Annotated in this window: 19 protein-coding genes; 9 read left to right on the forward strand and 10 right to left on the reverse strand. The window is 69.6% G+C overall.

Features of this window, described 5'->3' with window-relative positions; genetic code table 11:
- Positions 1 to 2: 2 nt before the first annotated feature.
- The 5 genes from AC04L7_RS01860 to AC04L7_RS01880 form a co-directional block, all read right to left on the reverse strand.
- Entirely contained in the window at positions 3 to 1,718 is a 1,716-nt protein-coding gene (locus AC04L7_RS01860; RefSeq protein ID WP_436001119.1) for a DUF885 domain-containing protein, read from the reverse strand.
- Between the two features lie 221 nt (positions 1,719 to 1,939).
- Positions 1,940 to 2,836 (reverse strand): ParB/RepB/Spo0J family partition protein, encoded by an 897-nt coding sequence (locus tag AC04L7_RS01865; RefSeq protein ID WP_299345464.1) that lies wholly within the window; start codon positions 2,834 to 2,836, stop codon positions 1,940 to 1,942.
- A complete protein-coding gene (locus AC04L7_RS01870) occupies positions 2,836 to 3,633 on the reverse strand; it encodes a ParA family protein (protein WP_436000694.1) in 798 nt (265 codons plus the stop codon). The genes AC04L7_RS01865 and AC04L7_RS01870 overlap by 1 nt, the downstream gene beginning before the upstream one ends.
- A gap of 185 nt (positions 3,634 to 3,818) precedes the next feature.
- A complete protein-coding gene (rsmG, locus tag AC04L7_RS01875; RefSeq protein WP_436000692.1) occupies positions 3,819 to 4,475 on the reverse strand; it encodes a 16S rRNA (guanine(527)-N(7))-methyltransferase RsmG in 657 nt (218 codons plus the stop codon).
- On the reverse strand, positions 4,472 to 5,086 hold the full coding sequence (locus tag AC04L7_RS01880; protein WP_436001117.1) for a 4'-phosphopantetheinyl transferase family protein: 615 nt from the start codon (positions 5,084 to 5,086) through the stop codon (positions 4,472 to 4,474). Before AC04L7_RS01880 ends, rsmG begins: the two co-directional genes overlap by 4 nt.
- 189 nt (positions 5,087 to 5,275) lie before the next feature.
- Here AC04L7_RS01880 and AC04L7_RS01885 point away from each other — a divergent pair, with 189 nt between their 5' ends.
- Positions 5,276 to 5,533, forward strand: a complete 258-nt coding sequence (locus tag AC04L7_RS01885) for a GlsB/YeaQ/YmgE family stress response membrane protein (protein WP_055939203.1) — start codon at positions 5,276 to 5,278, stop codon at positions 5,531 to 5,533.
- Positions 5,534 to 5,629: 96 nt separating this feature from the next.
- On the opposite strand, the gene xth is transcribed toward AC04L7_RS01885, so the two are convergent.
- The 4 genes from xth to AC04L7_RS01905 form a co-directional block, all read right to left on the reverse strand.
- Positions 5,630 to 6,400, reverse strand: coding sequence for an exodeoxyribonuclease III (gene xth / locus AC04L7_RS01890; protein ID WP_475512442.1), 771 nt, complete (start codon positions 6,398 to 6,400; stop codon positions 5,630 to 5,632).
- Positions 6,401 to 6,426: 26 nt separating this feature from the next.
- Positions 6,427 to 7,986: an MFS transporter gene (locus AC04L7_RS01895; RefSeq protein WP_436000688.1), complete on the reverse strand. Its 1,560-nt coding sequence runs from the start codon at positions 7,984 to 7,986 to the stop codon at positions 6,427 to 6,429.
- Positions 7,987 to 8,069: 83 nt separating this feature from the next.
- Complete coding sequence (locus tag AC04L7_RS01900; protein WP_436000686.1) at positions 8,070 to 8,561, reverse strand: hypothetical protein; 492 nt, start codon at positions 8,559 to 8,561, stop codon at positions 8,070 to 8,072.
- A 6-nt stretch (positions 8,562 to 8,567) separates the two neighbouring features.
- Positions 8,568 to 10,094, reverse strand: a complete 1,527-nt coding sequence (locus AC04L7_RS01905) for a coniferyl aldehyde dehydrogenase (protein ID WP_436000684.1) — start codon at positions 10,092 to 10,094, stop codon at positions 8,568 to 8,570.
- 49 nt (positions 10,095 to 10,143) lie between these two features.
- Between AC04L7_RS01905 and AC04L7_RS01910 the strand changes: the two genes are divergently transcribed.
- Together AC04L7_RS01910 and AC04L7_RS01915 are read left to right on the forward strand one after the other, a co-directional pair.
- Positions 10,144 to 10,704, forward strand: coding sequence for a gamma carbonic anhydrase family protein (locus AC04L7_RS01910; protein WP_475512443.1), 561 nt, complete (start codon positions 10,144 to 10,146; stop codon positions 10,702 to 10,704).
- Positions 10,705 to 10,742: 38 nt separating this feature from the next.
- The gene (locus AC04L7_RS01915; RefSeq protein WP_296278889.1) at positions 10,743 to 11,120 is read left to right on the forward strand and encodes a VOC family protein; all 378 of its coding nucleotides are present in this window, start codon (positions 10,743 to 10,745) and stop codon (positions 11,118 to 11,120) included.
- Positions 11,121 to 11,133: 13 nt separating this feature from the next.
- Here the strand turns inward: AC04L7_RS01915 and AC04L7_RS01920 are convergent, their stop codons facing one another.
- The gene (locus AC04L7_RS01920; RefSeq protein WP_436000679.1) at positions 11,134 to 11,400 is read right to left on the reverse strand and encodes a YkgJ family cysteine cluster protein; all 267 of its coding nucleotides are present in this window, start codon (positions 11,398 to 11,400) and stop codon (positions 11,134 to 11,136) included.
- Positions 11,401 to 11,568: 168 nt separating this feature from the next.
- Here AC04L7_RS01920 and AC04L7_RS01925 point away from each other — a divergent pair, with 168 nt between their 5' ends.
- The 6 genes from AC04L7_RS01925 to AC04L7_RS01950 all read left to right on the forward strand — a co-directional run.
- Positions 11,569 to 12,249, forward strand: coding sequence for an RDD family protein (locus AC04L7_RS01925; protein ID WP_296278891.1), 681 nt, complete (start codon positions 11,569 to 11,571; stop codon positions 12,247 to 12,249).
- Complete coding sequence (locus AC04L7_RS01930) at positions 12,246 to 13,244, forward strand: stage II sporulation protein M (protein ID WP_296278892.1); 999 nt, start codon at positions 12,246 to 12,248, stop codon at positions 13,242 to 13,244. The genes AC04L7_RS01925 and AC04L7_RS01930 overlap by 4 nt, the downstream gene beginning before the upstream one ends.
- Positions 13,234 to 14,799: a DUF4129 domain-containing protein gene (locus tag AC04L7_RS01935; protein WP_475512444.1), complete on the forward strand. Its 1,566-nt coding sequence runs from the start codon at positions 13,234 to 13,236 to the stop codon at positions 14,797 to 14,799. The genes AC04L7_RS01930 and AC04L7_RS01935 overlap by 11 nt, the downstream gene beginning before the upstream one ends.
- Positions 14,796 to 15,995, forward strand: a complete 1,200-nt coding sequence (locus AC04L7_RS01940; protein WP_436000675.1) for a DUF4350 domain-containing protein — start codon at positions 14,796 to 14,798, stop codon at positions 15,993 to 15,995. Before AC04L7_RS01935 ends, AC04L7_RS01940 begins: the two co-directional genes overlap by 4 nt.
- Positions 15,992 to 16,993 (forward strand): AAA family ATPase, encoded by a 1,002-nt coding sequence (locus AC04L7_RS01945; protein ID WP_436000673.1) that lies wholly within the window; start codon positions 15,992 to 15,994, stop codon positions 16,991 to 16,993. The genes AC04L7_RS01940 and AC04L7_RS01945 overlap by 4 nt, the downstream gene beginning before the upstream one ends.
- The coding region (locus tag AC04L7_RS01950) for a DUF58 domain-containing protein (RefSeq protein WP_475512445.1) at positions 16,990 to 17,814 on the forward strand (825 nt) is incomplete at its 3' end. The genes AC04L7_RS01945 and AC04L7_RS01950, both read left to right, overlap by 4 nt.

Genomic DNA, 17,814 nt, shown 5'->3' on the forward strand with positions numbered 1-17,814 from the left:
GATTACGGGTGAGCGGCGAGCGCCTGCTTGCGTTCGCGCGTCCAGGCACGGATCTGCTCCTCCAGCACCGGCAGCGTCACCGATCCCTGCTTCAGCACGGCGTCGTGGAAGGCCTTGATGTCGAACGCCGGTCCCAGCGCCTGCTCGGCTTCGCCGCGCAGGCGGACGATGGTGATCTCGCCCAGCTTGTAGCTCAGCGCCTGCGCGGGCCAGGAGATGTAGCGGTCGACCTCGGTGGTGACTTCGTGCTCGGACAGGGCGGTGTGGTCGCGGAGGTAGGCCAGGGCCTGCTCACGCGTCCAGCCCTTGTGGTGCACGCCGGTGTCGATGACCAGACGCGCCGCGCGCCACATCTCGTAGGTCAGGCGCCCGAAATCCTCGTACGGCGTTTCGTAGATGCCCATCTCCTTGCCCAGCTTCTCGGTGTACAGCGCCCAGCCTTCGCCGTAGGCGGAGATGTAGTTGTCGCGGCGGAAGGCGGGCTGCTCGCCCTGTTCCTGCGCCAGCGCCGCCTGCAGCGAGTGGCCGGGCGAGGATTCGTGCAGCGTGAGCGCCGGCAGGTTGTAGAGCGGGCGCGAGGGCAGGTCGTAGGTGTTGAGCCAGTAGGTACCCAGGCCGCCGCGGCCGGCGGTCCAGAACGGCGCGATGTCGGCCGGCACCTCGACGATGGTGAAGCGCCCGCGCGGCAGCGTGCCGATGAACTTGCCGACTTCACCGTCCACGCGCTTGGAAATCCACGCCGCGCGGTCTAGCAGCTGCTGCGGCGTCTTCGCGTAGAACTGCGGATCGGTGCGCAGGAAGGTCAGGAATTCGGCGAACGTTCCCTTGAAGCCGGTCTGCCTGATCACCGCCTGCATCTCGGCCTGGATGCGCGCGACTTCCTCCAGGCCGATCGCGTGGATCTGTTCGGCGGTCAGGTCCAGCGTGGTGTATTCGCGGATCTGCTGCGCGTAGAAATCCTTGCCGCCCGGCATCGCTTCCGCCGCCAGCGTGGTGCGCGCTTTCGGGACGTATTCGGTACGGAAGAACGTCAGCAGCGTGCCGAACGCGGGCACGACCTGTTCGCTGATCGCCGCGCGCGCTTCCTTGCGCAACGCTTCCTGCTCGGCCGCGGGAATGCTGGCTGGCATCTTCCTGTAGGGCGCGTAGAAGGTGGACTGTTCGGGGTCGCGTTGTTCGGCGACCGCGGCAATCGACACGTCGCGCCCCTCCAGCACCGCGCGCGGCACGGTGAAGCCGCGCTTCAGTCCGCTGCGCATGTTGGCGATGTGCTGGTCGAAATGGCGCGGCACATCGCGCAGCCGCGCGGCGTAGGCGCGGTAGTCGTCGGCGGACTTCATCTGCCGGCGCGCCATGAAGGACAGGTTCGACCAGAACGACGAGTCGGAATTGAACGGCATCTCGTACGCCCGCAGCCGCACCTCCGCCGCCAGGTTCTCCACCTGCGGGCGGTAGATCGCGAGGTTGATGCGGTTGTCGGCGGACAGCGCCCCCGCGTCGAGACCGTCCAGGTCCTTCAGCACCTGCTCCCACACCTTCAGGCGTGCCTGCTGCGTCGGGGCGTCGACATCCGGCAGGCGACGCTTGTCGCCACTGGTGTCGGTGTCTTCGTCGGCCTGGCCGGTCTGTTCCTGGCGCCATGCCCACTCCTTCTCGTAGATCGCCTGGAAGCGCTTGTCGGCGTCGGAGGGAGCGAAGGCGAGCGCGTGCAGGGGCATGCAGGCGAGCAGCAGGGCGGCGGTACGGAATTTCAAGGCGGACATCCGGTGGAAGCGGAAACCGGATGGTAATGCAGGGGCCATCTGCTCGTCCGGAGCGCATGGCCTGCGGTTGTGGGAGCGACGTAAGTCGCGAGCTTCTTGCTTGTCGGTGAATCAGGCTCAGCGCTATCGCGACTTACGTCGCTCCCACATCCCACCTTCCCACAACAGCCTGAGCCTCAACCCTTCGGGCGCAGCCGCTCCAGCACGCCGTCCAGCGTGTCCAGGTCGGTGTACTGGATGATCAGCTTGCCCTTGCCGCCGCGACCGTGCGCGATGGTCACGCGCGTGCCGAGGCTTTCGGACAGTTCGGTTTCCAGCGAGGCGATGTCCGGCTGCGGCGCGGCCTTGGCGGGCTTGGCCTTCTTGCCGCTCACCGGCACCTTGCCGGCGGCGAACTGCTGCGCGCGGTGCTCGACTTCGCGCACCGACCAGCCCTGTTCGGCCGCGTCGGACGCCAGCTTGCTGGCCAGGTCCGGCGACAGCGTCAGCAGGGCGCGTGCGTGGCCCATTTCCAGGCGACGGGCTTCGAGCAGGGCGCGGATGGCCGGGGGCAGTTCCAGCAGGCGCAGCAGGTTGGAGACCGCGGCGCGCGAACGGCCGACGGCTTCGGCGGCCTCGGCGTGGGTCAGCGAGAATTCGTTGATCAGGCGCTGCAGCGATTGCGCCTCTTCCAGCGGATTGAGGTCTTCGCGCTGGATGTTCTCGATCAGCGCCATCGCGATGACGGTGCGGTCGTCGAGCTCGCGCACGACCACCGGCACTTCCGCCAGCCCGGCTTCCTGCGAGGCGCGCCAACGGCGTTCGCCGGCGACGATCTCGAACTTGCCCGCCGAAATCTCGCGCACGACGATCGGCTGGATGACGCCCTGCGCCTTGATCGACTCCGCCAGCTCGGTGAGCTTGGAAGCGTCCATCTGCATGCGCGGCTGGTACTTGCCCGGCTGCAGCTGCTGCACCGGCAGCGTGCGCAGCGCTTCGCCCGGCTGCGCTTCCGGCGGGGGCGTCTCGGCGGCCTTCGGGCCGAGCAGGGCTTCCAGTCCGCGACCCAGGCCGCGCTTCTTCGGGGCGCTCATCACGCGTGCTCCATGTGCTGCTGTTGCTTCTTGCGGTCGGCCGCGCGGCGGAGGATCTCGCCGGCCAGGCCCAGGTAAGCCACGCCACCGCGCGAGGCGCGGTCGTAGCCGACGATGCTCTGTCCGTGGCTGGGGGCCTCGGCCACGCGCACGTTGCGCGGCACGATGGTGCGGAACACCTTGTCGCCGAAATGGGTGGTCAGTTCGCCGGACACGGCATTGGCCAGGTTGTTGCGGATGTCGAACATCGTGCGCAGCACGCCTTCGATCTCCAGGCCCGGGTTCAGGCGCGCGCGCAGCGCCTCGATGGTTTCCATCAGCGCGGACAGGCCTTCCAGCGCGTAGTACTCGCACTGCATCGGCACCAGCACGGAGTCGGCGGCGGTCAGCGCATTGAGCGTCAGAAGCGACAGCGCGGGCGGGCAGTCGATGATGATGAAGTCGTAGTCGCCGCGGATGGGGTGCAGCGCGCTCTTGAGGCGCTGCTCGCGGCCATCGGCATCCATCAGCTGGATTTCCGCCGCGGTCAGGTCGATGTTGCCCGGCATCAGGTCGAAGCCTTCGGCCGTGGTGACCACCGCTGCCTTGGCATCGACCTCGCCCAGCAGCACGTCGCAGGTGGATGCTTCCACCTCGCGCTTGTCCACCCCGCTGCCCATCGTCGCGTTGCCTTGCGCATCCAGATCGACCAGCAGCACCCGCTGCGGCGCGCGGGCGAGCGCGGCGGCGAGGTTCACGGCGGTGGTGGTCTTGCCGACTCCGCCTTTCTGGTTGGCGACGGCGATGATGCGGGCCATGCGAGGGCGCCTTGGTCAGGTCCGGGGTGAGGGGGGATTATGCGGGCTGGGGCGGGGCCGTGCGAAATCAGGAGTACGGGCAACACGGCGGCAGCCGGTCACCGTGTCCGAAGATCCCCACGGATCCCGAACCGGGCGCCAGTCTTTTCAACGGCTTAGGTCGCGCGGGCGCATGCCCGAGGCGCTCAGTCGCGACGCACGACCACCATGTGGCGCTCGCCGACCAGGCCGGGCACGGTCAATGGCTGGATCGTGTCCACCGACCAGCCGCCCGGCAGGGCGGCGATCTCGTCGTCCGGGCGCACGCCCTTCATCGCCAGCAGCGCGCCGCCGGGCTTCAGCAGGTGGCCACCGACGGCGATGATGCCGGCCAGCACGTCGAGCGCGCGCGCGGTAAGTGCGTCGTAGGCCTGCGGTTCGTCGAGCGCTTCGGCGCGCGATTCGGCCACGCGCGCGTTGTCGAGTTTCAGCGTGCGCACGGCTTCGCGCAGGAAGCGCGCCTTCTTGCCGTTGCTCTCCACCAGGGTCACCCGCAGACCGGGCTTGGCGATGGCCAGCGGGATGCCGGGCAGGCCGGGGCCGGTGCCCAGGTCGGCCAGCACGCCGCCGCGCGCGGCGAGATCGTCCACGAACGGATGCATCGCCAGCGAGTCCAGCAGGTGGCGGGTGACCATCTCGCGCGGGTCGCGGATGGCGGTGAGGTTGTAGGTCTTGTTCCAGCGATCGAGCAGGGCCAGGTAGGCCAGCAGGCGTGGCGCCAGCGTCTCGGCGTCGAGGCCCAGCGACACCAGGCCGCGGTGGAGGTCGTCGCGCAGTTCGGCGGGAAAGGCAGTGTCGTTCATCGCGGCATTATCGCAGGCCGCCATGCCGCACCGCGCGGATGCCAGGCCAGCGCGGCGCGGTAGCCGGGTGCGGGGGACCATTCGTGCAGGCGCCAGTCGTTGGCCTTGCCGAGCGCGGGATCGCACGCGGCCAGGCGCGCGCGCTCGTCGCCGAGGTCCACGTGGAAGCGATGCAGGCCGAAGGAAATCCCCTGGCCATGCGTCTTGAGCACGGCTTCCTTGACGCACCACAGTCGCACGAACGCGAGCAGGCGGACCTCATCGTCCTCGATGGCGTGCAGCCAGCGGGTTTCCTCGGGGTGGTAGAAGCGGTGCGCCAGCTCCATCGCGCGCGGGCGGGGGCGAAGGCGTTCAACGTCAACGCCCAGCTCGACGTCTTCGCCCAGTGCCAGCAACAGCGCGTCTCCACTGTGACTCCAGCCGGTCTCCAGGTGGTGCAGCGGCGCGATGAAGTGTGGCCGACCCTGTGCATCACGAGTGATCGGTAGCGCCTGCGGCGGCATGTCCAGCGCACGCGCGAGATGCGCGCGCGCAGCGGGCTCGCCGCGTTGCCGTGGCGTATGCGGCAGCAGCCACAGCGCGATCCCGTCGCGTCGCCAGTCCGCCGGCATGTCGCGCCAACTCACGTTAGCGACGCTGCGTCGTGGTGCGGCACAGCGTGCAAGCCTGGGGCGATGGCGCTATCAAGCACGGGCACGGAAGCTTCCCCCACGGAGTTAACGACGGTTTCACGCAGTGCGTTGGAAATTGAAGCGTGCCCCGCGCCAAGGGGTCCTGTCCATCGAGGGAGAAGCAACGCAATGAATTTTCTCATCTATCTGATCGTGGGTGGTATCGCCGGCTGGCTCGCCAGCATCGTCATGAAGCGCGACGGTTCCCAGGGCATCATCCTGAATGTCGTGGTCGGCATCATCGGCGGCTTCCTGGGCGGCTGGCTGCTGCCGACGCTGGGCCTGGGCCTGGGCGGCGGCTGGGTCGGCTTCCTGCTCACCGCCTTCATCGGTGCGGTGGTGCTGCTGCTGATCGTGAACCTGTTCACGCGAGGCCGCGCGAGGTAACGGTTCCGCTGCGGCCGCGTGCGCGTTCGAGACGCACCCAAGGCTCGTGGCACGAAGAAGGCCCGGCATCCGCCGGGCCTTCTTCATCTCTGTGGTTCATCCGCCCAGCCGCACCCACGCAGGCGCATGGTCGCTCGGTCGCTCCCAGGTACGCGGCTCGCGATCGATGCCGGATTCCACCGCATGCGCGCGCAGCGCGTCGGAGACCAGCGTCAGGTCAATGCGCAGGCCCAGGTTCCGGCGCAGACCGCCCATCCGGTAATCCCACCAGCTGTAGACGTTCGCTTCGTCGCTGCGCAGGCGGAAGGCATCGTGCAGGCCCAACGCATAGAGGCGCTGGAGTGCGGCGCGCTCTGCGGTCGAGGTCAGGATGTGGTCGTCGTTCCAGACCTTGGGGTCGAACACGTCGCGATCGTCCGGCGCGATGTTGAAGTCGCCCATCACCACCAGCTTCGGATGCGCCTGCCGTTCGGCGGCGATCCAGTCGTKCACCGCGTCCAGCCAGCGCAGCTTGTAGGCGTACTTGTCGGTGCCCACGTCCTGGCCGTTGACCACGTAGAGGTTGATGATGCGCACGTCGCCGACGGTCGCGGCGATCACGCGCTTCTGTTCGTCCTCGAACCCGGGAATGCCCACCTGCACGTCGCCGATCGGCTCGCGCGACAGCAGCGCTACGCCGTTGTAGGTCTTCTGTCCCGCGAACACGCTGCGATAGCCCGCCTCCGCCAGCGCGGTGTCGGGAAACTTGTGATCCTCCACCTTGGTTTCCTGCAGGCCCACGACATCCGGCGCGAACGCACCGAGCCATTGCGTGAGGTGCGGCAGGCGCACGTTGAGCGAATTGACATTCCAGCTGGCGATTTTCATGGCGGGATTCTAAGCGAGGAAGCGGGTCAGGCGTCCGTCGGGGCGTGGGCGGTCGTTGCGGCATGCCCCGCGCCTTCGCCATCGCGCATCAGGCGAGCGGCCATCCACGCGGCGAGCAACATCATCGTCATGCCGAACACGGCAATGGCGCGCATCGCGTCGGTGAAGGCGGTGCGTGCAGTGTCGGCGATGGCCTTTCCCGCCGTTCCGCCGACTTCGTGCGCGACGGTCACCGCGCCACCCAGCGTCGACAGCGCGCGTGTCGCGTCCGCATCGGCCAGCGTCGGTGGCAAGGCGGGGTCCAGCCACAGACGGTAGGCCAGCATGCCGAGGCTGCCCAGGATCGCGATGCCCAGCGCGCCGCTGAGTTCGGCACTCGTCTCCGCCAGCGCGGACGCGGCGCCCGCGCGTTCCGGCGGCGCGGTGGTGATGATGAGTTCATTGCCCACGGTGAACACCGGTGCCATGCCCAGGCTCATTGCCAGCATGCCGGCGATCAGGATCCACAGCCCATACGGCGGCATGACCAGTGCGGTGACGCCGAAGCCCACCGCGGCCAGCAGCAGCCCGCGCACCATCACCCGCCGTGCACCCCAGTGGCGCGCCAGCTTCGGTGCCAGCAGCGAGCCGACGGTGAAGCTCAGCGACCACGGCACGGTCGCGATGCCGGCCTGCAACGGCGTCAGGCCGAGCACCAGCTGCAGGTACTGGGTCATGAAGATGTACACGCCCATCATGGACAGGCCGGCCAGCGCGTACGCCACGATGGCGGCGGAGAAGGCCGGGCGCTGGAACAGCGTCACGTCGAGGAACGGGTAGGCCAGGTGCTTCTGCCGGCGCACGAACAGCACGCCCAGCGCGATGCCGGCCACGAACACGGTAATGCCACGCGGGTCGACGCCGTACTCGGCGATCCGCTTCAACCCGTAGACCACCGCCAGCACGGCGAACAGGGATTGCACCATGCTGGCCGGATCCAGCTTGCCCGCCTCGGGGTCGCGGTACTCGGGCAGCAGCTTCGGTCCCAGTACCAGCAGGAGCACCATTACCGGCACGGCGGCCAGGAACGCCGCGCCCCACCACCACCATTGCAGCAGCAGGCCGCCAACCAGCGGACCGATCGCGCCGCCGACCGAGAACGCCGCGATCCACACGCCGATGGCGAACTGGCGCTCGTGTTCGTCATGGAACATGTTGCGGATCAGCGACATCGTCGAGGGCGCCAATGTTGCGCCCGCCACGCCAAGCAACGCGCGCATCGCGATCAGCATCTCCGCGCTGCGCGAGAACGCGGCGATCACCGAGGCCGCCGCGAACGCCGCCGCGCCGATCAGCAGCAGCTTGCGACGGCCGATCCGGTCGCCCAGCGTGCCCATCGTGATCAGGAAGCCGGCGACCAGGAAGCCGTACACATCGACGATCCACAGCAACTGGCTGGCGCTGGGGTCCAGCTCGGCGCTGATGGCCGGCAGTGCGAGGTTCAGCACGGTCAGGTCCATCGCATAGACCATGCAGGGCAGGGCGATGATGGCCAACCCGATCCATTCGCGGCGGGTGGCTTTGGCGGGTACGGCGGTCGTCGACATGGCGGTCCGGCAGGGGGTGTCATCCCGTTCGACGAACGGGCATGCCGATTCTCGACCAGGGCCGGCCTGCCGGCCAGCCGGCGTCAGTCGCCTTCCACGTCCACGGTGATGTGGGGAAAGTGCCTGGCCAGGTCCCGTGCCCATTGCGCGGCGTCATAGGGAATGCCGCGTTCCGATGGGAAGCGCAGGCTTTCTCCGTCATGACCGTACAGGAAGACGCGGTCCTCGCTTTCCTCCGGACGCTGCACGCGGATGCGCGCCACGTCGCCCAGCGCGATCGCGTGCTCGCCCGGGCCCACCGCGTTGTCCCACCACCACAGCGTGCGCGTCTCGAGGTCCAGCCGGCTGCCCCAGCGTCGTGCATGCACCAGCATCGCCAGTGACGATCCGGCCAGCACGACACCCATCGCGAACGCGATGGGCACCAGCCACGGTGCGCACTCGCGTCCGCTCGCATCGCAGTTGCTGGCAGGGTCCACGACCAGGCCCGCGTAAACGAACATGGCGCCGACCAGCAGCATGCCGTACACGCGGAGATCGCGACGGCTGTTGCTGGCTTGTCGGAGCTTGCGCATGCGGGACTAGCGGATGATGAAGTCGATGAACTTCGCCACCCTGGAATAAGGCGGCTTCAGCAGGTCGCTGCCCGCGCGGCGCGGCTGCCACAGCACCGGCAGCGCCTTGCTCATGGCATCGAAGCCGGCGCGGCCGTGGTACGCGCCCATGCCACTGGGCCCGATGCCGCCGAACGGTAGTGCGTTGATGCCGAAATGCAGCACGGTGTCGTTGACGGTGACGCCGCCTGCCAGCGTGGCGCCCAGGATCTTCTCCACCCGGGCACGGTCGTGGCTGAAGGGATACAGCGCGAGCGGCCGGTCGTGCGCGTTGACATAGGCCAGCGCCTCGTCGAGCGAGCCGACGGTGCGGATCGGCAGGATGGGGCCGAAGATCTCGTCCTGCATCACCTTCGCGTCGTCGCCCGGTTCGATCACGACCGTGGGCGCGAACAGGCGCTGCGTGCGGTCATGCTTCGCTGCCAGCGGGATGACCTCGTGGCCACGCTGGCGCGCGTCGTCCAGGTAGCCGTCCAGCCGTGCGAACTGGCCGTCGTTGATGATGCGGGTGAAGTCGCCGGCATCGGACAGGTCGCCGTAGCGCGCGGCGACCTGCTCACGCAACGCCTGCACCAGCGCGTCGCGTCGCTCGCGGCCGACCAGCAGCACGTAGTCCGGCGCGATGCAGGTCTGCCCGCCGTTGAACCACTTGCCGGTGGCCAGGCGCGCGGCGGCCTGGTCCACCGGAAAGTCGTCGCAGACGATGGCCGGCGACTTGCCGCCGAGTTCCAGCGTCAGCGGCGTCAGGTTCGGCGCGGCGGCAGCCATCACCTTGCGGCCCACGGCGGTGGAGCCGGTGAACACCAGATGGTCGAACGGCAGCGCGGCGAATGCGCCCGCCACGTCGGCACCGCCGGCGGCGACGCTGACGCGCTCCGGCGGGAACACCTCCGCCAGCAGCGAACGCAGGAAGGCGGTGGTGCGCGGCGTGTGCTCCGAGGGTTTCAGGTAGACATGGTTGCCGGCTGCGATGGCGGTGGCGAGCGGGATCAGCGCCAGGTTGACCGGGTAGTTCCAAGGCGAAATCACGCCCACCACGCCAACGGGTTCCTGACGGATCTCCGCCCGGGCTGGCCAGAAGCGCCAGCCCACGCCGACGCGCTTCAGCTTCATCCAGCGGCGCAGGTGCGAGGCGAGGTGGTCGATCTCGTTGAGCACGGTCATGCCATCGGCAATCAACGACTCGTGCCGAGAGCGATGGCCGAAGTCGGCGGCGATCGTGTCCGCCATTTCCGGCAGCCGCCGCTTCAGTGCATCGCGCAGCCGCTGCAGGTCGTCGCGCCGCTGCGCACGGTCCGGCTTGCGCTGCTGCCATGCGCCGCGCAACCGTTGCAGCGTCGGCGCGAGGTCGTCGAGCGGCGTATCGCCGTCGGAGATGCGGGCGCCGGCGCCGGCGCCGGGCGCGGCGTCCGCCGAGGCAGCCGTGATCGCGGCGTTGGCGGCGGTGATGGCCGCGTTCGCGGCAGTGGTGGCGGCATGCGGGAAGGTGGTCATYGGCCGAGTGTATGCCGTCGTTCCGGAGCCGGCGCACTACAATCCCGGCATGGACCCGAATCTGACCGCCCTGCGCCCCTACCTTGACCGCTTTCCCGTCCTCGGGCCGCGCGTCTACGTCGACCCGGCCGCCACGGTCATCGGCGACGTGGAACTGGCCGAGGACGTGTCCGTCTGGCCGGGCACCATCCTGCGCGGCGACGTCAATCACATCCGGGTCGGCGCGCGCACCAACGTGCAGGACGGCACCATCGTGCATGTCAGCCACCACAGCCCGTACAACAAGGCGGGCCATCCGACGCTGATCGGTGCCGACGTCACCATCGGCCACGGCACCATCATCCACGCGTGCACGATCGAGGACCTGTGCCTGATCGGCATGGGCGCGTGCATCCTGGACGGTGCGACCGTGAAGAAGTACGGCTTCCTGGGCGCCGGTGCGATCCTCGGCCCCGGCAAGGTGGTCGGCGAGGCCGAACTGTGGCTGGRCAATCCGGCCCGTTTCGCCCGGGCGCTCACCGACCGGGAAATCGAAAGCCTGCATTATTCCGCCGGGCACTACGTGAAGCTGAAGGACCGTTACCTGCAGGCGACGGCGCCTGCGGCATGATGGCCGGCGGCGCGTCCGCGTCGCCCTGGGAGAACCGCATGGCCTGGAAACCGGAGGGCTACACCTCGGTGGCCCCGTACCTCGTCGTCGATGGCGCGCAGCGCACGATCGACTTCCTCGTCGCCGTGTTCGACGCGCACCCGCTGCGCATGCATCCCCTGGGCGACCGCCTGGGCCATGCCGAAGTCCGCATCGACGACACGGTGCTGATGCTCGCCGATGGCATGGAGGGCTGGCCACCCATCGCCAGCCACGTGCACCTCTATGTGCCGGACGTGGAAGCCACCTGGTCGCGCGCGCTGGCTGCCGGTGCCGAGCCGGTACAGGCGCCCGCGGAAAAAGGCGATGGCGACCGCCGGGGCGGCTTCCGCGATGCCGGCGGCACTACCTGGTGGATCTCCACGCAGGTGGCATGACCGCAGCGCGGCCTCAGGGTGCCGTCGCGCGTTCCAGCGCCGCCAGCAAGGCCATCGCCTCGGTGCGGCTGGCACCGCACATGTCCGCGCCGGGTTTCAGCGTGGCGCAGAACGCGGGTCGCTCGGGCTGGCCGAACAGGCGGCAGCGCAGCGCGTCGTCCAGGTGCACGCACGGCACGCCCGCCGGCTTGCCCTGCGGCATGCCCGGGATCGGCGAAGTGATCGACGGCGCGGTGCAGCAGGCGGCGCAGCCGGAACGGCAAGGGAAGGCGGTGTCCACGATGGCGCGCAGTGTAGGGTGTGCCGCGGCTGGGCAAGCACCGCGTTCGCGGCTAAAGTCGCCGGGCAGGGGGAAAGCGCATGGACAGCGGGACACGCAGGCTCCACCACATCGATCAGGTCGCGGCCGCCACGCCGCCAGGGGACTGTTGCCCGTGGTGAGTGCGTGATGCTGGACACCTACCGCGAAGTCGTCACCCCCGAGGGCGTGGGCCTGCATCTTCCGGCGGCCGGTCCGGTGCCGCGCGCGCTGGCGTGGGGGATCGACCTGGTGATCCGGCTCGGCATCGTGATGGTGATGGCCATGCTGCTCGCCCTGCTCGGCAAGGTGGGAGACGGGCTGTATCTGATCGTGGTGTTCCTGGTGTTCTGGGCCTATCCGATCGTGCTGGAGTCCGCGTGGCGCGGGCAGACGCCGGGGAAGAAGGCGCTGGGCCTGCGGGTGGTGGCGGCCGATGGCGCGCCGGTCGGCTGGCTGGCGGCGATCACCCGCAACCTGTTGCGCACCGTGGACATGCTGCCGTTCGGCTATGCGGTGGGCCTGGTCGCGAGCCTGGTCGATCCGCATGCGCGCCGTCTCGGCGACATGGTCGCGGGCACGCTGGTGGTGCATGCCGGGCGCGAGCGCAGCCACGCGCCGGCGCCGGTCAACACGGTCTTCGTACCCCCGGCGCAGCTGCTGCCGGAAGAACAGGGCGCGATCGTCGCGTTCGGCGAACGTGCGCCCCAGCTGACATCCTCGCGCCAGGAAGAACTGGCCAACCTCGCCCAGCCGATCACCGCCGCGCAGGGACAGGCCGGCGTGCAGCGGCTCTATGGCATGGCCAACTGGCTGTTGGGGCGGCGATGAGGCAGGAACAGTTCGTCGCCCGCCACCAGGCCGAATGGCAGGCCTTCGAATCCTGGCTGCATGCGCGCGGCGAGAGCGCGCGCCAGGCGCGCCGCGAGCGCAACAACGGCGAGCTGACCGACGAGGACGTCCCGGCCCGCTACCGCCGCATCTGCCAGCACCTCGCACTGGCGCGCCGGCGCGGCTACAGCCCGGTGGTCGTGGAGCGCCTGCAGGGGCTGATGCAGCAGGGGCACGGCGTGCTGTACCGCACGCCGCCGCCGCGCTGGCAGCGTGCGGTGCGCTTCCTGCTGGCGGACTTCCCGCGGCTGGTGCGCAGCGAGGCCGGCTGCATGTGGGTGGCGGCAGCGGTGTTCGTGGTCCCGCTGGTGCTGATGTTCGTCCTGCTGCAGGTGCGCCCAGAGCTGGTCTACAGCATCGTGTCGCCCGAACAGGTGGCGATGTACGAGCGCATGTACGACCCCACCGACCCTAGCCACGCCCTGGGCCGCGAAAGCGGCACCGACTGGCAGATGTTCGGCCACTACATCTGGAACAACATCAGCATCGGCCTGCGCACGTTCGCGGGCGGCTTGCTGGCCGGCGTCGGCGCGCTGTTCGTGCTGGTCGTCAACGGCGTCGGCATCGGCACGGTGTTCGGCCACCTGCAGCAGATCGGTTATGGCGACCCGTTGTGGCGTTTCGTCTGCGGGCACGCGCCGTTCGAGCTGACCGGGATCGTCCTGGCCGGCGGCGCCGGCCTGCGCCTTGGGCTGGGTCTGGTGGCGCCCGGCCGGCACCGCCGCATCGATGCGCTCGCGATCGCCGGGAGGAAAGGGGCGCGGCTGTGCCTGGGGGTGGCGTTCATGCTGCTGGTGGCGGCCTTCATCGAAGCGTTCTGGTCGTCGACGCAGTCCATTCCCGCAGCCGTGAAGTACAGCGTGTCCGGCGTGCTGTGGACACTGGTCGCACTGTGGCTCGGCCTCGGCGGACGCGGGGTGGCCGATGAGGATTGAAGACCTGACGGTCCGTCTGCGCGCGCGTTCGGACTGGGAAGCCGTCGAACTGGGCATGGCACTGGTACGGCGGCATGCCGGGGCGGTCTGGAGGCCGTGGCTGTGGCTGACCCTGCCGGTGTTCGCGCTGCTCAACCTCGGTGCCTGGTGGATCGACCGCATCTGGCTGGCTGCGGTGGTGATGTGGTGGCTGAAGCCCGCGTTCGACCGCATTCCGCTGTACGTGGTCTCGCGCGCCGTGTTCGGCAGCGTGCCCGGCACGCGCGCGACCCTGCGGGCGCAGTTGGGCTGGGGCACGCGCATGCTGCCGCACCTGCTCACGTGGCGCCGCTTCAGTCCGGTGCGTTCGCTGTACATGCCGATCGACCTGCTGGAGGGCGTGCAGGGCGAACGCCTGCGCCAGCGTCGCCGCGTGCTGGGCGGCGATGCGTACAGCACCGGCATCCTGCTGACCTGGATCTGCCTGCTGTTCCAGGGGGTGCTGATGCTGGGCGGGGCCATGGCCGTGGTCATGTACCTGCCGCAGGACCTGTTGCCGGACAGCGTGCAGGCGGCGTTCCGCGTGGCCGCGCTGGAGTGGCCGGTATGGTTCCAGCTGGCCTGGAACGCGCTGGCGTGGGCGGCGGTCAGCGTCGTCGAACCGTTCTACGTAGGCGCCGGCTTCGGCCTGTACCTCAACCGGCGCACGCAGATCGAGGCCTGGGACCTGGAGATCGTGTTCCGCAAGCTGCGCGCGCGCCTGGCGGCGGCCGCACCGCTGGTCCTGGTCGCGGCGCTGTGGATGGGCATGGCCGGCGGCGCCGACGCGCAGGAGCGCCATGGCGCGCCGGATACAGCGCCCGTGCCCGAGGCCACTGCGCCCGACGCGGCGCCGACGCCGCCCACCCTGCCCATCGTGTTCGGCGAACAGCGGGTCGATGACAGCGCCTTCCGCAAGGCGGCCGACCAGGCCTACCGCGATCCAGACCTCGACCGCACGCTCGTGCAGTCCAACTGGGAGCGCCGCAACGCCGGGCAGGAAACGCCCGAGGAAGCGCCCGATCGCGACAACGCGTTGCTGGYCGGCATCGGCAACGTGCTGGCCTTCGTCGGCGAGTGGGGACTCTGGCTGGTCGTGGGCGTACTGGTGGCGGTGCTGCTCGCGACGGTGCGCCACTGGTGGCCGTGGATGCGCGGCATCGCGCGCGGCCCGGTCGCCGCGCCCGACGCACCGCAGACGGATGCGCTGGTGCTGCCCGAGGCGCTGCCCGACGACATCGCCACGGCCGCGCGCCGGCTGTGGCGCGAAGGTCGCCCGCGCCACGCGCTTGCGCTGCTCTACCGCGCCAGCGTGGACAGCATGAGCCAGCGCGCCGACATCGTGCTGCCGCCCGGGGCCACCGAGGCCGAATGCCTGCGTGCCTCGCGCCGCATGCCGCAGGCGGAAGACCGGCAGAGTTTCGCGCGCATGGTGCGGACGTGGCAGTACGCCGCCTACGCGGAACGCCTGCCGGCCGAAGACGAGTTCGACGCGCTGGTGGGCGAACTGCAGCAACGCTACGGGTGGGCGACATGACCTCCGCACGCCACAAGGGCCGGTGGGTGGGCGCGGGCCTGATGGTCCTGCTGCTCGTGGCGGTGCTGCTGGTGCTGTGGTTCCGGCACACGTTCCATCGGGTCGAGAAGACGTTGTACCTGCCGCCGTCCGGCGAGGCCGCCTACAACCCGCTGTATGCGTTGGCGAAGACACTGGAAGCGGACGGCGTGAAGGTYGACGCGCGCCAGCGCCTGATGCTGGACGACAACCCGCTCGCCCCCGGCGACACGCTGCTGCTGTTCAACGATCCGCGCGCGCTGTCGCCGCCGGAGGCCGAACGCCTGCTGGAGTGGGTGGAAGGCGGCGGCCACCTGCTGATCCGCACGCCCTTGTATTCGCCGGGCGAAGACCTGTCCGGACGGGACGCGACGCCGCCCGCGATGCTGGACCTGCTGTCGGCGTGGCTGGCGGACGAGGGCCCCCGATGCGAAGACCTCCAGGTGGAGGGCGAAGGCCACCACGTCGAGTTCTGCCGCGGCCGCCGCTTCGTCTTTGACGACGTGGTGCCCGAGCTGGCCTGGGGTGACCTGCAGGCCGGCTACGTCTATGCGCGCCTGGCGGTGGGCAAGGGCCATGTCGACGTGCTGGCCGACTTCGACTTCCTCGCCAACACCGCCGCGCGCGGCTTCCTGCAGGACACGCCGGATGTCGCGCCGTCCGGCGGCCTGCGCGACGGTCCGCACCGCGCGCTGGCGCGGCAGGTGCTGGCGCCCAACTATGGCCAGGGCACGATGCACCTGGTCTACGCGGCGGAAATGCCGTCGTTGTGGCGCACCCTCTACCTGCAGGGCTGGATGGTGTGGGCGCCGTTGCTGCTCGCCCTGCTGGCCTGGCTGTGGATGCGCATGCAGCGCTTTGGTCCACCGGTGCCGTCGCCAGCCGGCGAGCGACGCTCGTTGCTCGAACATGTCCGCGCCAGCGGCGAACATCTCTATCGCTACGGTCGCGGCGTGATGCTCTATTCCGCCGTCCGGCAGGCGTTCCTGGCGCGCCTGCGTCGGCGCGATCCGGTCGCCGCCGCGCTCGCCGGCGAGCCGCAGGTCGCGGCCATCGCCGAACGTACCGGCCAGCCCGCCGACCGTGTCCGCACCGCCCTCAACGTCCCTGCCTCGCACGACCGGCAGGCTTTCCGCGACCGCATCGCCCTGTTGATCCAACTGAGAAACCGCCTATGAACGACGAGACCGCCGCCGCGCCGCCCGCGCTTCCGCCGATGCCCGGCAACGCGCTGTCCCAGCGCGTCGAAGCCGTGCGCGACGAAGTGTCCAAGGCCTTCATCGGACAGCCCGACGTGCTGGACCAGATCCTGATCGCGCTGCTTGCCGGCGGCCACGTGCTGATCGAAGGCGTACCCGGCCTCGGCAAGACGCTGCTGGTGCGTGCGCTGTCGCAGGCGCTGGAGCTGACCTACGCGCGCGTGCAGTTCACGCCCGACCTGATGCCCAGCGACGTCAGCGGCCATGCCGTCTACGACCCGAAGACGGAGAGCTTCCAGATCCGCCGCGGTCCGGTGTTCACCAACATCCTGCTGGCCGACGAGATCAACCGCGCGCCGGCCAAGACCCAGTCCGCCCTGCTGGAAGTGATGCAGGAAGGGCAGGTCACGATCGAAGGCACGTCGTTCGCGCTGTCGCCACCGTTCATCGCACTGGCCACGCAGAACCCGGTGGAGCAGGAAGGCACGTATCCGCTGCCGGAAGCGCAGCTGGACCGCTTCCTGCTGAAGGTGCTGATCGACTACCCGGCGCTGGAAGACGAGAAGCGCATGGTCGATGCCATCACCACGGGTCGCACCGCCGCCGACTTCGATCTGTCGCAGGTGAAGCGCGTCGTCGGTGCGGCCGACATCGCTGCGATGCAGCGGGAGACCGCTGCGATCCGTGTGGATCCGGAAGTCATCGACTACGCCGTGCGCATCGTCGCCGCCACCCGCAAATGGCCAGGCATTTCGCTCGGCGCGGGGCCGCGCGGCAGCATCGCCCTGGTACGCGCGGCGCGTGCGCAGGCCGTGCTGCAGGGACGCGATTTCGTCACGCCCGACGACGTGCGCGACATCGCCCGCCCCGCATTGCGCCACCGCATCACCCTCGCCCCCGAACTGCAGATCGAAGGACAGTCGCCGGACGATGCGCTGCGTGCGCTGCTGGCGAAGGTGGACGCGCCCCGCAAATGAGGCCGGCGCCGCTGCTCATCGCCCTGATCGCAGGCTGGGGACTGGCCGGCCTGGCCGTGCCTTTCCTCGGCTGGCCGTTGTGGCAGTGGCAGCTGGCCGGCGCGGCGGTGCTGGTGGTCGCCGCGCTCGATGCCTGGGGGCTGCGCGCCCGTCCCACGCCCGAGGCCACGCGCGAGATTCCCGATGCGCTGCCGCTGGGCATCGAGCGCGATGTCGCGCTGGGCTTCGAGTCGCGGGTGCGCCAGCGGCTGGATGTGTTCGACCTGCATCCGGGCGGCTGGGCATCGACAGGCCTGCCGCGCCGGCTGGCACTGGCGCCCATGTCGGCGACCCGCATCACCTATAGCCTGCGTCCTGCCGCGCGCGGCGATGCCCACTTCGACGGCGTGCAGCTGCGCCTGCATTCCCGGCTGGCGTTGTGGCGGCAATCGCGGGTCGCCGGCATGCCGCAGCGGGTACGCGTGTATCCGAACTTCGCACCGCTGACGCGTTTCGCACTCTTCAGCGCGGAGCAGGCCTCCCGCCTGGTGGGCGCGCACCTCAAGCGGCGCCGTGGCGAAGGCACCGACTTCCACCAGATGCGCGAGTACCGCGTCGGCGACAGCCTGCGCCAGGTCGACTGGAAGGCCACCGCGCGCTCGCGCAAGCTGATCTCGCGCGAGTACCAGGACGAGAAGAACCAGCAGCTGGTCATGCTGATCGACACCGGCCGCCGGATGATGGCGCGCGAGGACGAACTGGGCCATTTCGACCACRTACTCAACGCGTCGCTCGTCGTGTCCTACCTGGCGTTGCGCCAGGGCGATGGCGTGGGGCTGTTC

Source organism: Pseudoxanthomonas sp. LjRoot204_2, assembly GCF_056175765.1.